The following is a 13401-nucleotide window of genomic DNA, read 5'->3' on the forward strand; positions in this document are numbered from 1 at the left end:
CGAAGCCAGGCTTACATTTCTTAAATGCCGGCTGTCGGAACGCTTTCGGCTGGCCGTTGGCGGGTCTTTTGAAATCTGGTATAAGCCAATCGTTCTTAATCAATACGATTAACGGGAAACGCTCCAATGAATAACCGCGTTCTCACGGCACATGTACCGCATGATCTCGCCGAGAAGGTCGATGAAATGGCGAGCCGATTGGAGCGGTCCCGAGGCTGGATCGTCAAACAGGCTTTGACGAATTGGATCGCGCTCGAAGAGGAGCGTCAGCAGCTGACGTTGGATGCCATGGCCGATGTCGATGCCGGCAATGTCGTCGATCACGACGAAGTGGAGAAATGGATCGCTAGCCTCGACGGCGACAAACCTCTGCCTCGCCCACTCTAATGCGCATCCAATGGACCGCGAAGGCGGTTTCCGATCTCGACCGCCTTCATGAGTTTCTGGCGGCGGTCAATCCGCCCGCGGCCGCGCGGGTGTTGAATGCACTGGTATCCGCTCCGAAAAGACTGATCGGGCATCCGCGGCTCGGCGAAAAGCTGGAGGAGTTCTCTCCCCGCGAGGTCAGGCGTCTTCTGATTGCGGATTACGAGCTTCGATATGAGATCCAGCAGGACATAATCTTCCTGCTGCGTATCTGGCATACCCGGGAAAATCGTAATCAATAAGAAATCCGCTCAACGAACGGGAGGCGCTCCCCGCGAACGGGGAGCACCCTTTTTCATTCCGCCGCAACCTCTTCGGCTTCGTGGTCGGCGAGGAAGCCGCCGGACTGGCGGGTCCACAGGTCGGCATAGATGCCGCCGGAAGCCACCAGTTCCTGATGGGTGCCGGTCTCGATCATACGGCCCTTGTCGAGCACGATCAGCCGGTCCATCTCGGTCAGCGTCGAGAGGCGGTGGGCGATCGCGATCACCGTCTTGCCCTGCATGAGGGCAAAGAGGTTTTCCTGGATCGCCGCCTCGACTTCGCTGTCGAGCGCCGAGGTCGCCTCGTCCAGCACCAGGATCGGCGCGTCCTTGAGGAAGACACGGGCGATCGCGATACGCTGGCGCTGGCCGCCGGAGAGCTTCACGCCGCGCTCGCCGACATGCGCGTCGAGACCCTTTCGGCCCTGCATGTCGGAAAGCCCTTCGACGAAATCCCAGGCATTGGCGCGCTTGGCCGCCTGGATGATCTCCTCATCGGTCGCGTCCGGCCGGCCATAGGCGATGTTGTCGCGGATGGACCGGTGCAGGAGCGAGGTGTCCTGCGTGACGACGCCGATCAGCGACCGTAGGCTATCCTGCGAGACCGTCGAGATATCCTGCCCGTCGATGGTGATGCGACCGCCTTCGAGGTCGTAGAACCTCAGGAGCAGGTTCATCAGGGTCGTCTTGCCGGCGCCCGAACGTCCGACCAGGCCCACCTTCTCACCAGCCTCGATGTCCAGGTTGAGGCCCTCGATGATGCCTTTCGACTTGCCGTAGTGGAAGCGGACATTCTCGTAGCGGATATGCCCCTTCTTTGCGGCGAGCGCGGTCGCAGCCGGCTTGTCCACCACGTCATGCGGCTTGGTCATCATTTCCATGCCGTCATAGACCGTGCCGATATTCTCGAACAGCGCCGAGACTTCCCACATGATCCACTGCGACATGCCGTTGATGCGCATGGCAAGACCGATGGCGATGGCGATCGCGCCGATCGAGATCGCGCTTTCCAGCCAGAACCAGATGGACATGGTGGCGACGACGAAGAGCACCACGCAGTTGATGAGGTAGACCAGAACCTGGAAATTGGTCACCTTGCGCATCTGCCGGTGCACGGTTTCCAGGAAAGCGTTCATCGCATCCTGGGCGTAAGCCTCTTCACGGCCGGCATGGGAGAACAGCTTCACCGTGGCGATGTTGGTATAGCTGTCGACCACGCGGCCGGTCATCATCGAGCGCGCATCCGCCTGATCGGCCGAGATCTTCTTCAGCCGCGGCACGTAATAGGTGACGATCGCCGCATAGAGGATCATCCAGACGACCAGCGGAATGACCAGCCGCCAATCCGCAGCCGCAACGACCGCGATCATCGAGATGAAATAGACCGCGACGTAGACGAAGACGTCGAGCACCTTCATCACCGTCTCGCGGATCGCGAGCGAAGTCTGCATCACCTTCGTCGAAACCCGGCCGGCGAACTCGTTGGCGAAGAAGGTCATCGAGTGCCGGAGCAGGAAGCGGTGCATCTGCCAGCGGGCGATCATCGGGAAATTGCCCATCAGGATCTGGTGCATGATGAGCGCATTAAGCCCTGCGACGACCGGCAGGCCGATCAGCACGACAAACGCCATCAACGCCAGCCGCGGCCATTCCGTTTGAAGGAATGTCTCGCGATCGGCATGGGATAGCCAGTCGACGATATCGCCGAGGAACTGGAAAAGCGCCACTTCCCCCACGGCAATCAGCGTCGTGAGGATGGACATCAGCACCAGCCAGGGCGCCGCCGGCTTCGTATAATGCCAGCAGAAGGCCATGAGCCCTTTGGGCGGCAAGGTCGGCGCATCGACCGGATAAGGGTTCAAACGCCGTTCAAACCAGGAGAACATTGACTGCTCCATCAATCGAATCGCCGTTGCTGGACCGCAAAACACGGCCGCGGGACGAACGGCGGAAATCAGAATATCGAGGCCGTACAACGGCCACGTAACGAATTAGGGAAGAGAAGGTTTGCGGGAAACCGCGAACGACCTACGCCAAAACCAGGATCGCAACGATCTGGGGACGGAGGCGCGAGAGCACGGTCATATCCATGTGGGCCTCCTTGAGTTGGCGTTGAGAACGATGCGCTTTTACCCGTTCGACCGTCAAATGGGAAGAGCAAATCGGCAATTATAGGTGACAAAGTCTTGTCTGTTGCGTGGACGTCACAGCTAGACCGTGTAGCGGAATTCTCTTGAGCAGCGGCCGTGATTTCCATTATGCGGCTTTCATGACCCAGTTGCGCATCGCTCTCTACCAGCCCGATATTCCCGGCAATACCGGCACGATCCTGCGGCTTGCCGCCTGCCTCGGCCTTGGCGTCGACGTGATCGAACCCGCCGGATTCGATCTTTCCGATCGCAACCTGAAGCGGGCCGGCATGGATTATCTCGCAAACGTTACCCTGACGCGGCATGTGAACTGGCAGGCCTTCGAGGATTGGCGGGCGGCAAGCGGCCGCCGTCTCGTGCTTGCCTCCACCAAGGCGGCCTTGCCCTATACCCAGCTCACCTATCGCCCCGACGACATTCTGCTTTTCGGCCGGGAAAGCGCCGGCGTCCCCGACCATGTGCACGAGAAGGCGGAGGAGCGGGTCCTCATCCCCATGGTCGCGGGTCAGCGTTCCATCAACGTCGCGATGTCGGCGGCGATGATTGCCGGAGAAGCGCTCCGGCAAACGGGTTTCGGCTGAGGCAGCAGTAGGCATCACCCTCCCCCTTCCCTCGCCGTAGTCATCGTCCCGGCCGTCAGCCGCGCCGCCAGCGCACCGAAGGCGACGGTCACCGCTGCCAATCCCGCCAGTCCATAAGCAGCTGCATAGCCGCTTGCCGCGATCACCGGCTGAGAGACCAGTGGCGAGAGGAACTGGCCGAGGAAGATGCTCGATACCAGCAAACCGGAAATCCGTCCGCGCGATTGCGGCGGCGCGAGCATCATGGCGGCTGCCGCGAAGTTCGGCATGATCGTTCCCATGCCGATCCCCGAGATCGCCATGCCGACGAGAACGCCCGCATAGTGCTCCGAGATGGAGAACATCAGGAAGGCCGAGCCGATCGAGCCGAAGGCGAGCGCGAAGACCCCCATGATGCCAAGCACGCGCCGGAAGCGGGCAAAGACCAGGGCGCTGACGACTCCGATCGCCTGGCCGACGCCGATCGCCACGCCCGCAAGGCTGGGTGCCGCAACCCCGATATCCTTCAGGAAGAAGGGAAGCTGTGTGGGGATCATGTAGAAGATGATCATGTTGAAGACTGCGGCGGCAAACAGCATCGCCAGGAGGATGATGCCCCTTGCCCCGAGCCGGCCCGCCTGTCCCTTCACGGTGGCGGTCGCCACCCGCACCGGCTCGGATATGAACAACAGCACGGCAGGCAGCACCAAAAAGGCAAGCGCATAGATGAGGAAGGGCGCGCGCCAATGCATTTCCGCAAGGAAGCCGCCGCCCGTCAGGAAGATCGTTCCGCCGACGCCGACGAAAGCCTGCTGCAGGCCCATATAGCGGTCGCGCGCCGGCCCGGTGAAGAAATCACCGACCAGCGCGGTGCTGACGGTCATGATGCCGCCGACGGCAAGCCCGAGCACGGCGCGGCCGATCAGCAATCCGGTGAGCGTCTGGGCGAAGAGACCGGAGCAGCCGGCTATCGCAAAGAGCGAAAGTGCTGCGACCAGCAGCGGCTTGCGCCCGAAACGGTCGATCACCAGGCCGGCGATAGGCGAGAAGGCAGCGATGAAGATCGCCGGCAGCGTCAGCACGAGACGGCTCAACAGCGCCACGTTCGGCACGTCCGCGAACCGCGTCTCGATGCCGGGAAGCGAGGCCGAGATGGTCGCTCCGGACATGATCGTCAGCGTGCTTAACGAAAGCAGCGTGGCATTGCGGTAGCTTTCCGGCACCAGCCTTACAGGCGATGTTTGCAAAGTGGCGGGTCTGTTCAGCATCAGACAGCCTCCTCGACGACGAGCGCCTCGCGGCCGGCCTTCAGCGTCGAAGCCCACCATGTGAGCTGCCTCGCCAGTTTTTCGAGCTGCCGGGCAGCCCGCTGCGGCTCATACAGGTTTCCGGCGTCGTCGAATTTCTCATGGGCATGGGCGAAGCTGACGCTTTCGCGGATCGCCACTGTGCCGAGCTCGGCAAAGACCTGGCGCAACTGCTCCACCGCGCGAAGGCCTCCCGATACGCCGCCATAGGAGACGAAGCCGACAGGCTTGCCCCACCAGGGCTCATAGAACATGTCGATGAGCTCCTTGAGCGCCGCCGTATAGCCGTGATTGTACTCCGGCGTGACGACCAGGAAGGCATCGGCACGGGCAAGATCGCGCGCAATCCTGGCCTGCATGTCCGCCTTCGCATTGCGCGTCTCGGCGGCCAGGTCAGCGGGATCGACGATCACGATATCCGCCGCCATCATCTCGGGCAGGTGCGTCAGCACCCAATCGGCGACGACATCGCAGAAACGGCCAGGCCTCGCGCTGCCATAGATCAGCGCCACGGTGATTTTTGTTTTCATCGGAGATTGCTCCCGGGCTTTCGGTTCATGGGAGCACCTGCTATAAAACCTCAAGTAATATTGAGGTCAATAGCAGCGATGAAGAAAACTCCGGACCGGCGCATCCCCCTTGAACTGACCGTGGGCGAAGTGGCTGAGCGCAGCGGCGTCGCGGTCTCGACGCTGCATTTTTACGAAACCAAGGGATTGATAAAAAGCTGGCGCAACCGCGGCAACCAGCGGCGTTACCCCCGCGTCGTGTTACGTCGGGTCGCCGTCATCAAGGTGGCGCAGCGAACAGGCATCCCGCTCGCCGATATCGCCGAGGCGCTGTCCGTCCTGCCGCACGATCGGCCATTGACCGCCAAGGACTGGCAGCGGCTTTCCGAAACGTGGAAACGGCAGCTCGACGCGCGCATCGAGAGCCTCACCGCGCTCCGGAACCATTTGACCGACTGCATCGGCTGCGGCTGTCTCTCGATGCACGAATGCCCGCTGCGCAATCCTGATGACGTTCTTTCGGAACAAGGCGCAGGCCCACGACTTCTACCCTTGGAGGATTTTACAGAACCTTCCGCCGGCTAGCGCATTCTACCCGGAAATGTCCGACGTCGTGTCTGTCGAATTCTTTTCGGAAACCCTCGCCGAAAGCATTGTAAGGATTGGCCGGCCGGCGTTATCATCCTTAGCCGGCAAACCGGATTCCGGCATTTCCGGTTCGGCCATCTGGGGAGCCGCATGGAATCCACCATCGTCATCGTGAACCTGCTGGGCGCCGTCGCCCTTCTGCTGTTCGGCCTCGCGCAGGTGAAGGATGGGGTCTCGCGCGCCTTCGGCCCGAAACTCCGCACCGGCCTCGCGACCGGAACCCGCAATGGTCCGCGTTCCTTCCTCTCCGGCTTCGTGGCAACGGTCGCGCTGCAAAGCTCCACCGCCACCGCCCTCACCGTCGCCTCCTTCGTGGAGCGCGATCTCATCCGGCCGCGCATGGCGCAGATCGTGCTGCTCGGCGCCAATGTGGGAACGGCCGTCACGGCCTGGATCGTGGCGACCGGCATCGAATGGCTCTCGCCGCTCGTCATCCTGGCCGGCCTCATCCTCCATCGCAGCGGATCGAGCGCCCGCCAGGGCGGCGGCGCCGCGCTGATCGGCGTAGGTCTGATGCTGCTTTCGCTGCATCTTCTGTCGGCCGCAACCGAACCGATGCGGAGTTCGCCGGCGCTTGCCGCCTTCATCGGCCTTCTCGACAATGCCTGGCCCGTGGCGCTGCTTCTCTCCGCCGGTCTCGCCTTCGTGTCCTCTTCCAGCCTTGCGATGGTGGTGCTGATCCTGTCGCTTGCCTCGACCGGCATCCTTTCGGCCGGGCTGGTCATCGTGCTGATCCTCGGCGCCAATCTGGGCGGAGCCGTGCCGCCCGTCATCGCCACCCTTTCCGGCCCCGCGGCCGCCCGCCGCATCACGCTCGGCAATCTGACCGTTCGCGCCATCGGCTGCCTTATCGCGCTGCCGCTCGCCGGCTACGGCGCCGAGTTCCTGCAGACGCTGCCGCTTTCGCCGCAGAAGCTGCCGGTCGACGCCCATCTGATCTTCAACGTCCTGCTTGCCGCACTCGCCTGGCCCTTCTCCGGCTTGATCTCGGACCTGATGACCCGGCTCGTCCCCACGGAGGAAAGCGCGGAAACCGGTCCGCGCTTCCTCGATCCCGATGCGCTCGAAACGCCGGTCGTGGCGCTTGCCAATGCCACGCGGGAGGTGCTCGGCGTCGGCGATCTCATCGAGCGGATGCTGATCCGCACCGAAAACGCTTTCAAGCACAATGATCTGGCTCCATTGCAGGAGATCGAAACGCTCGAAAAGCGCGTCGACCTGATCCAGCAGGAGGTGAAACTTTATCTTTCGAAGCTTGGGCGCGGGGGATTGGATGACGAGAATGCGAGGCGCTCGATCGCCATCATCGATTATGTCATCAATCTGGAGCATATCGGCGACATCGTCGAGAAGGGCCTCTGCGGCGAGGTCAGGAAGAAGATCGACAACGGCCTGAAATTCTCCGACGACGGCTATCGGGAGCTGGAAAACCTGTTCAATCTCACGGTCGATAACCTGCGCGTCGCCCAGACCATCTTCGTCACCGGCGATTTCGATCTCGCCCGCCAGCTTATGGAGATCAAGGTCAATGTGCGCCACATGGAGAAACAGTCAGCCGAGCGGCATCTGGAACGCCTGCGCGACGGCAAGCTGGAAAGCCTGCAGACAAGCTCGCTGCACCTCGACCTGCTGCGCGACCTGAAGCGTATCAATGCGCATATTGTCTCCGTCGCCCATCCGATCCTGGACGATAGCGGCGTGCTCGTTGAAAGCCGTCTGAGACAGGCCGAACCGCGTTCGTGAGATATGGAAACCCGGCCTAATCGGCCGAAGGCAGCCGCCGCATGGTGAATTCGATCCGGTCGCCCTCGAGTTGGCGCCAGCTTTCCACCTCGGTCCAGTATGCGGCTTTCGGAAAGGCGTCGAACCATTCGCGCGCCTTCTCGCGCGCTTCCTCGCGTGAAAGCAGGAAGGTTTCGCGAACGAACATGCCCGACGGCTTGCCGGCCTTCTCCTGCCGATGCCGGTCGATCCTGCGCTTCAGGCCGTCAAGTGGCGGCGGTGTCTGTTTCGCCATGCACTTCACCTCTATGGAGGCAAGATAATGCGCCGTCAGATTCTTTGCGAGTCCGATTTTTCAGGCGTATGACGGCGCGTCAGTCTGGCGAATGGCTCGGGAAAGCCATTGCTGCTAATGACGCTTTCAGAAAGACGAATCGCACCATGGGGTGAGACGATGGAACGGCCGGTACTGCCGAAGGGGCTGCACGCGGATATCGAGGAGAAGAAGGCCACCGCCAAGGCCTGGTTCGAGAGCTTGCGCGATACCATCTGCGCATCCTTCGAAACCCTGGAGGACGAGCTGGCCGGCCCCCTCTCCGACCAGCAGCCCGGCCGCTTCGTAGCCAAGGACTGGCTACGTGACGACGGCGCGGGCGGCGGCGGCAGGATGTCGATGATGGAAGGCCGCGTCTTCGAGAAGGTCGGCGTCCACACCTCCACCGTTTACGGTGAATTTTCTGCCGATTTCCGCAGCCAGATCCCCGGCGCCGAGGAAGACCCGCGTTTCTGGGCCTCCGGCATTTCGCTGATCGCCCATCCGATCAATCCCAATGTGCCGGCCGTTCACATGAACACCCGCATGGTGGTGACGACCAGCCAATGGTTCGGCGGTGGCGCCGACCTGACGCCGGTTCTGGACCGTCGCCGCGAGCAGACCGATCCCGACAGCCTGCTTTTCCATCGCGCCATGGAAATCACCTGCGGCCGCCACGCCACCGTCGCGGATTACGGCCGCTACAAGCAATGGTGCGACGAATATTTCTTCCTGAAGCACCGCAACGAGCCGCGCGGCATCGGCGGCATCTTTTTCGACTGGCTGCATTCGGAAGAAGAAAAGGGCGGCTGGGACGCCGATTTCGCCTTCGTGCAGGATGTAGGTCGGGCCTTCAGCCTCGTCTATCCCAAGATCGTCCGCTCCAACTTCAACCAGCCCTGGACGGAAGATGACCGCGACGAGCAACTCATCCGTCGCGGCCGTTATGTGGAGTTCAATCTCCTCTACGACCGCGGCACCATTTTCGGTCTGAAGACGGGCGGGAATGTCGAATCCATCCTGTCTTCGCTGCCTCCGGTGGTGCGCTGGCCTTGAGCGCTTCGCATAGCGAGCACCATGGGGCCGGCGGAGGCAAATCGACACATTTTCGTTAACGAATTTGATACCCAGAACCGCCTGTCGGTGTTAACCTTCGCGCTGGTAGCACCGGAGGAGGATCGCCATGACAGCGAACAAGCCAGTGCCTAATCTCTCCGAGAGCCGGACCGGCATCCCCGCTCTCGCCAATCCCGAGACGATCGATCGTCTCGCGACGGAAATGCGGGCCCGCAGCGGCAGCGAATTGCCCTATTCCTTCTGCGTCGAACAGGTGAAACGCCAGCTTTCCCTCAGGATGGCCGGCGCCACGGCGGCCAATGATTCAAGGCCGCCGGTGGTCGCGGATGAAGACAGGGCAGCCGCGGTCTTCCGCGCCTGGGCACTGTCCGAATGAAGGCGGGCCTGGAACGGGTTCGTAATTGACGAGTTATCCCGGACACCGTGGCGCGGAAGGAGACGCGCCGCGGCAGGTATTCGTTTGATAACAGGAGGAAAAGGGATGAGACTGTTCGAATGCGGCACGCTCGTGCCCGGCTGCCAATGGCACACCCGAGCCGATCAAGATGCCGAAGTCGTGCGCCGGGCCGTGGAGCATCTGCGCACCGATCACGGCGAGGACATCATCCGCGAGAACATGGTCGAGAATATCAAGGCCCGCATACGCGACGAAGCTAAACCGGACGCGGCCTGAACCGCCGATTACGGCTGGTCACGCAGCATTTCCTCAAGTCGGGCGGCAAGCGCCGCCCGGTCGGGCACGAAATTGCGCTCCATCCAGAATTTCTCCAGCGCGGCGAGGATCTCGCCCACCCTTTTTCCCGCCGGCACGCCTGCCGCCAGCACGTCCGCACCGCTTAACGGGAAGACGGGCTTGCTATAATTCCCTGCCCTGTCGAGCAGCACGGAAAACCGTGCGGATTTCCGCATCGCCACCGGATCGCCTTCCGCGCCGTAACGCGCGGCCGCAAGCGCCAGCTTGAGGCACATGAGGATGCCTTCCTTGCCGTGCCGGTAGAGCAAACGGTCGAAGCCGATATCCGTCACCTCGTCCGGCAGGTTTGGCGCGGCCGCCCAGGCGGCAAGTTTCGCAGCCTCCGCATTCGACATTCTCAGCCGCTTCGAAAGAACCTCGATACGCTCCGCGTCGGGCGGTACGATGGCGGCGAGCCGCAGTAGCGGATCGGGCGCCCAGCCGAGACCCTGCTCGCAAGCGACAAGTCCGTGAATGCCGTCTATGCCCCATTTCTCGGTTTCCGGCAGAATTTCCGTCAGCACGCCCGTCTGGCGCATCCAGAGAAGCGCACGCGAGGGATCATGGGCCGAAAGCAGCTTCTTCGTCTCGGCCCATACCCGTTCGGCCGAGAGCATCGAGAGCCTGTCCTTGGCGCGCGCACAGGCCCGCAGGCCATCGGCATCGGGCCGCCCCGAACCGTAATGGGCGAAGAACCGGAAGAAGCGCAGGATGCGCAGATGATCCTCGGCAATCCGCGTCGCCGCATCGCCGATGAAGCGGACGGTGCGGCTTTCGATATCCGCAAGTCCGCCGACAAGGTCCACCACCTCACCCTTGCCATCCGCATAAAGCGCGTTGATCGTCAGGTCACGGCGCTCCGCATCCGCCTGCCAGTCGGTGCCGAAAGCGACCTGCGCATGGCGGCCATCGGTTGCGACATCGCGGCGCAACGTCGTCACCTCGTAGCCATGGCCATCCGCAACCAGCGTCACCGTGCCGTGGTCGATTCCCGTCGGCACGGCCTTGACGCCTTCCGCCCTGGCCCGTTCAACCACAATTTCCGGGAGCAGCGTGGTCGCGATGTCGATGTCGCCGACCGGCAGCCTCATCAGCGTGTTGCGCACCGCGCCGCCGACCACGCGCGCTTCCCCGCCATCGGCATTGAGCAGGGAAAGAATCCTCTGCAAGGCCGGATCGCGGAACCAGTCTTCGTCGGCAATGCTCGTCATGCATAGAGCCTTTCATAGAGCGTGCGCAGGATTCCGGCCGTGATACCCCAGATTTTCCGCTCGCCATAGGGCATCAGGTAGAAATGCCGCTCGACCCCGTTCCATACGCGGCTGCCGCGCTGATGGTTCGCCTCAGTCATCAGAAAAGATAGCGGAACTTCAAATATTTCGTCCACTTCCTTCGGATTCGGCCTCAACTCGAAGCCTCGCCGCACGACCGAAAGCACGGGCGTGATGCGGAAGCCCGTCGCGGCGAAATAGGTGGGCAGCCGCGCCAGCGGTTCCACGAAGGAGCGGTCGAGACCGATCTCCTCTTCCGTTTCCCTCAGCGCCGCCTGTTCGGGTGAAATGTCGGTGGGATCGATCGCGCCTCCCGGGAAGGCGATCTGCCCCGAATGCTTTCTGAGGCTCGCCGTCCGTTGCGTGAGGATGACCTTCGCCTCCTCGCCATCGTCTATCACCGGCACGAGCACCGCCGCATCACGCAGTTTCAGGCCTTCCACCTGCGTCACGATATCCGGATTGAGCAGATGATCGCCATGGTCCCGCCATGCATGATCGATCGGGCCGCCGTTCTGGTGAAGGGCGCGATGGCGGAATTCATCGGCTGAATAAAGGGGGAATTCACTCATCTGGAAAGGGCGTCGAGTTCGGCTTCCGGCATCACCGGAAAGACCTGGTTTCCAGAGCGTATGGCGAACATGGGAACACCGTCGATCTCGACCGCCTCGCCGAGCTCGACCAGGTCGTACATCACGGCCCTGGAAACCAGCGCCTCCAGCCGCCCGCGCACCAGAAGATAGGGTTTTAGCTCCCGGTTCTCGCCATGCACGACGAAACGCAGCGGGTGCTCCTCGCCCGCCTCCACCACGTCGCCCACATTGGTGCGGAAGGTGAGCACCTGCCTGCCCTCACGTTCGGTAACGTTCATCTCGACTGCCAGGAAGGGCGCGTCCACGACGCGGATGCCCACCTTTTCGACGGGCGTCACCAGATACGTCTTCCCGTCCTCGTCCCTGCGCAGCACGGTGGAGAAGAGCCGCACCAGCGGAGCCCGCCCGATCGGCGTGCCCATGTAGAACCAGGTGCCGTCCGCGCGGATTTCCATGTCGAGATCGCCGCAGAAGGGCGGGTTCCACTTTTCGACGGGAGGGAGCCCGCGCTTTTCCTTTCCGGCCTGCCCCCCAACCTGCTCCGCGGCGCGCGAGATCATCGCCGCAAGGCCGGCGGCATCCGATGCGGAACTGATCGTTTCCCTCGCCATCTTTCAGTCTCGGTTCCCGCGTAAGCAATTGTTCCTCACGAGATAGTCATTCGAAACGCGCTTGTCAGCCACATTTCGGGTAATAAGTTTGTTTGGATGAAGCGTGTGCTGCACCGCAGCGATTCGTCGAACCCGCGCATAAGGCAGCGGGGAAAGGCCTGAGGAGAACGACATGGGCATGATGAATTCCACCGAAACCGTTCTCGACGAGAAGGCCATTATCGCCGCTGCGGAAAACGCCCTTTCGGATATCGCCGCGATCCGCGCCGAGGTGGCCAAGGTCATCTTCGGCCAGGAGAACGTGGTGGAAAACACCTTGCTGGCCGTGCTTTCCGGCGGCCATGCGCTTCTCGTCGGCGTTCCGGGTCTGGCCAAGACCAAGCTCGTTACCACCCTCGGTGCCGTTCTCGGCCTCGACGCCAACCGCATCCAGTTCACGCCTGACCTGATGCCCTCGGATATCCTGGGATCGGAAGTCATGGATCAGGACGAGAGCGGCCGGCGCTCCTTCCGTTTCGTCAAGGGTCCGGTCTTCGCCCAGCTTCTGATGGCCGACGAGATCAACCGCGCCTCGCCGCGCACCCAGTCCGCGCTCCTGCAGTCCATGCAGGAATATCACATCACCGTCGCCGGCCAGCGATATGACCTGCCCGCCCCCTTCCATGTGCTCGCCACCCAGAACCCGCTGGAGCAGGAAGGCACCTACCCGCTTCCGGAAGCCCAGCTCGACCGCTTCCTGCTGCAGGTGGACGTGCTCTATCCGGAACTTGACGCCGAACGGCAGATCCTCTTGGAAACCACCGGACTTTCGGAAACCAAGCCTCGCGGCATCATCGACGCGGCGCGGCTCCAGGAAATTCAGACCCTGATCCGCCAGATGCCGGTGAGCGACAAGGTGGTCGATGCGATCCTCAATCTCGTCCGCTCCGCCCGCCCCGGCCACGGCAATGCCGCGACGGACAAGCACGTCGCCTGGGGCCCGGGCCCCCGCGCCGGCCAGTCGCTGATGCTGACGGCCCGCGCTCGCGCGCTCTACGAAGGCCGGCTCGCCCCTTCGCTCGACGATGTCTATGCGCTTGCCGAACCCGTGCTCGAACACCGGATGGCGCTTAATTTCGCGGCGCGCGCCGAAGGCATGTCGGTGCGCGACGTCATCGCCAATCTGGTCAGGGAAGCCCGGGGCTGACGTCCCTCATGCGGGCTTAGAAAGGACAGCGC

The 13401-nt window shown here is 62.5% G+C and carries 16 protein-coding genes; 9 read left to right on the forward strand and 7 right to left on the reverse strand.

The annotated features are described in order from the left end of the window. Nucleotides 1-126 precede the first annotated feature (126 nt). Nucleotides 127-387: a ribbon-helix-helix domain-containing protein gene (locus YH62_RS17490; protein ID WP_046795495.1), complete on the forward strand. Its 261-nt coding sequence runs from the start codon at nt 127-129 to the stop codon at nt 385-387. After that, entirely contained in the window at nt 387-668 is a 282-nt protein-coding gene (locus YH62_RS17495) for a type II toxin-antitoxin system RelE/ParE family toxin (protein ID WP_046795496.1), read from the forward strand. Before YH62_RS17490 ends, YH62_RS17495 begins: the two co-directional genes overlap by 1 nt. Before the next feature lie 53 nt (nt 669-721). Here YH62_RS17495 and YH62_RS17500 read toward each other — a convergent pair whose 3' ends face one another. Continuing rightward, nucleotides 722-2575, reverse strand: a complete 1854-nt coding sequence (locus YH62_RS17500) for an ABC transporter ATP-binding protein (protein ID WP_046795497.1) — start codon at nt 2573-2575, stop codon at nt 722-724. A gap of 383 nt (nt 2576-2958) precedes the next feature. Here YH62_RS17500 and YH62_RS17505 point away from each other — a divergent pair, with 383 nt between their 5' ends. Then, nucleotides 2959-3420, forward strand: coding sequence for a tRNA (cytidine(34)-2'-O)-methyltransferase (locus tag YH62_RS17505; protein ID WP_046795595.1), 462 nt, complete (start codon nt 2959-2961; stop codon nt 3418-3420). A 14-nt stretch (nt 3421-3434) separates the two neighbouring features. Here YH62_RS17505 and YH62_RS17510 read toward each other — a convergent pair whose 3' ends face one another. After that, on the reverse strand, nt 3435-4667 hold the full coding sequence (locus YH62_RS17510) for an MFS transporter (protein WP_052760445.1): 1233 nt from the start codon (nt 4665-4667) through the stop codon (nt 3435-3437). After that, a complete protein-coding gene (locus tag YH62_RS17515) occupies nt 4667-5236 on the reverse strand; it encodes an NAD(P)H-dependent oxidoreductase (RefSeq protein ID WP_046795498.1) in 570 nt (189 codons plus the stop codon). Before YH62_RS17515 ends, YH62_RS17510 begins: the two co-directional genes overlap by 1 nt. Before the next feature lie 78 nt (nt 5237-5314). Here YH62_RS17515 and soxR point away from each other — a divergent pair, with 78 nt between their 5' ends. Beyond that, nucleotides 5315-5800 carry a redox-sensitive transcriptional activator SoxR gene (gene soxR / locus YH62_RS17520; protein WP_046795499.1) on the forward strand — a complete coding sequence of 162 codons (486 nt, stop codon included), beginning with the start codon at nt 5315-5317 and terminating at the stop codon, nt 5798-5800. Nucleotides 5801-5953: 153 nt separating this feature from the next. Continuing rightward, nucleotides 5954-7606 carry a Na/Pi cotransporter family protein gene (locus YH62_RS17525; protein WP_046795500.1) on the forward strand — a complete coding sequence of 551 codons (1653 nt, stop codon included), beginning with the start codon at nt 5954-5956 and terminating at the stop codon, nt 7604-7606. 16 nt (nt 7607-7622) lie between these two features. On the opposite strand, the gene YH62_RS17530 is transcribed toward YH62_RS17525, so the two are convergent. Then, the gene (locus YH62_RS17530; RefSeq protein ID WP_046795501.1) at nt 7623-7880 is read right to left on the reverse strand and encodes a hypothetical protein; all 258 of its coding nucleotides are present in this window, start codon (nt 7878-7880) and stop codon (nt 7623-7625) included. Between the two features lie 159 nt (nt 7881-8039). Here YH62_RS17530 and hemF point away from each other — a divergent pair, with 159 nt between their 5' ends. From hemF to YH62_RS17545, 3 genes are all read left to right on the forward strand, one after another. Further along, on the forward strand, nt 8040-8954 hold the full coding sequence (gene hemF, locus YH62_RS17535) for an oxygen-dependent coproporphyrinogen oxidase (protein ID WP_046795597.1): 915 nt from the start codon (nt 8040-8042) through the stop codon (nt 8952-8954). Nucleotides 8955-9081: 127 nt separating this feature from the next. After that, nucleotides 9082-9351, forward strand: a complete 270-nt coding sequence (locus YH62_RS17540) for a hypothetical protein (RefSeq protein WP_046795502.1) — start codon at nt 9082-9084, stop codon at nt 9349-9351. A gap of 105 nt (nt 9352-9456) precedes the next feature. Further along, nucleotides 9457-9648 carry a DUF1059 domain-containing protein gene (locus YH62_RS17545; RefSeq protein ID WP_046795503.1) on the forward strand — a complete coding sequence of 64 codons (192 nt, stop codon included), beginning with the start codon at nt 9457-9459 and terminating at the stop codon, nt 9646-9648. 8 nt (nt 9649-9656) lie between these two features. Here YH62_RS17545 and YH62_RS17550 read toward each other — a convergent pair whose 3' ends face one another. Genes YH62_RS17550 through YH62_RS17560 form a run of 3 tightly spaced genes read right to left on the reverse strand, consistent with a single transcriptional unit; the run spans nt 9657 to nt 12183 of the window. Then, nucleotides 9657-10919: a CCA tRNA nucleotidyltransferase gene (locus tag YH62_RS17550; protein WP_046795504.1), complete on the reverse strand. Its 1263-nt coding sequence runs from the start codon at nt 10917-10919 to the stop codon at nt 9657-9659. Continuing rightward, on the reverse strand, nt 10916-11551 hold the full coding sequence (locus YH62_RS17555) for a CoA pyrophosphatase (protein WP_046795505.1): 636 nt from the start codon (nt 11549-11551) through the stop codon (nt 10916-10918). Before YH62_RS17555 ends, YH62_RS17550 begins: the two co-directional genes overlap by 4 nt. Beyond that, complete coding sequence (locus YH62_RS17560) at nt 11548-12183, reverse strand: DUF1285 domain-containing protein (protein WP_046795506.1); 636 nt, start codon at nt 12181-12183, stop codon at nt 11548-11550. Before YH62_RS17560 ends, YH62_RS17555 begins: the two co-directional genes overlap by 4 nt. Before the next feature lie 172 nt (nt 12184-12355). On the opposite strand from YH62_RS17560, the gene YH62_RS17565 reads away from it, so the two are divergent. Then, nucleotides 12356-13369 (forward strand): MoxR family ATPase, encoded by a 1014-nt coding sequence (locus tag YH62_RS17565; RefSeq protein WP_046795507.1) that lies wholly within the window; start codon nt 12356-12358, stop codon nt 13367-13369. The last annotated feature ends 32 nt before the right edge of the window (nt 13370-13401 follow it).

This window comes from Rhizobium sp. LC145 (assembly GCF_001005825.1).
Classification (GTDB): Bacteria; Pseudomonadota; Alphaproteobacteria; order Rhizobiales; family Rhizobiaceae; genus Neorhizobium.

What these genes read in the sequence shown, in the direction of transcription:
- YH62_RS17545 (WP_046795503.1), top strand. Translation starts at nt 9,457, where the DNA reads ATGAGACTGTTCGAATGCGGCACGCTCGTGCCCGGCTGCCAATGGCAC.
- YH62_RS17495 (WP_046795496.1), top strand. Translation starts at nt 387, where the DNA reads ATGCGCATCCAATGGACCGCGAAGGCGGTTTCCGATCTCGACCGCCTT.
- YH62_RS17490 (WP_046795495.1), top strand. Translation starts at nt 127, where the DNA reads ATGAATAACCGCGTTCTCACGGCACATGTACCGCATGATCTCGCCGAG.
- soxR (WP_046795499.1), top strand. Translation starts at nt 5,315, where the DNA reads ATGAAGAAAACTCCGGACCGGCGCATCCCCCTTGAACTGACCGTGGGC.
- YH62_RS17540 (WP_046795502.1), top strand. Translation starts at nt 9,082, where the DNA reads ATGACAGCGAACAAGCCAGTGCCTAATCTCTCCGAGAGCCGGACCGGC.
- YH62_RS17515 (WP_046795498.1), bottom strand. Translation starts at nt 5,236, where the DNA reads ATGAAAACAAAAATCACCGTGGCGCTGATCTATGGCAGCGCGAGGCCT.
- YH62_RS17560 (WP_046795506.1), bottom strand. Translation starts at nt 12,183, where the DNA reads ATGGCGAGGGAAACGATCAGTTCCGCATCGGATGCCGCCGGCCTTGCG.
- YH62_RS17505 (WP_046795595.1), top strand. Translation starts at nt 2,959, where the DNA reads ATGACCCAGTTGCGCATCGCTCTCTACCAGCCCGATATTCCCGGCAAT.
- YH62_RS17510 (WP_052760445.1), bottom strand. Translation starts at nt 4,667, where the DNA reads ATGCTGAACAGACCCGCCACTTTGCAAACATCGCCTGTAAGGCTGGTG.
- YH62_RS17525 (WP_046795500.1), top strand. Translation starts at nt 5,954, where the DNA reads ATGGAATCCACCATCGTCATCGTGAACCTGCTGGGCGCCGTCGCCCTT.
- YH62_RS17565 (WP_046795507.1), top strand. Translation starts at nt 12,356, where the DNA reads ATGGGCATGATGAATTCCACCGAAACCGTTCTCGACGAGAAGGCCATT.
- YH62_RS17530 (WP_046795501.1), bottom strand. Translation starts at nt 7,880, where the DNA reads ATGGCGAAACAGACACCGCCGCCACTTGACGGCCTGAAGCGCAGGATC.
- hemF (WP_046795597.1), top strand. Translation starts at nt 8,040, where the DNA reads ATGGAACGGCCGGTACTGCCGAAGGGGCTGCACGCGGATATCGAGGAG.
- YH62_RS17550 (WP_046795504.1), bottom strand. Translation starts at nt 10,919, where the DNA reads ATGACGAGCATTGCCGACGAAGACTGGTTCCGCGATCCGGCCTTGCAG.
- YH62_RS17555 (WP_046795505.1), bottom strand. Translation starts at nt 11,551, where the DNA reads ATGAGTGAATTCCCCCTTTATTCAGCCGATGAATTCCGCCATCGCGCC.
- YH62_RS17500 (WP_046795497.1), bottom strand. Translation starts at nt 2,575, where the DNA reads ATGTTCTCCTGGTTTGAACGGCGTTTGAACCCTTATCCGGTCGATGCG.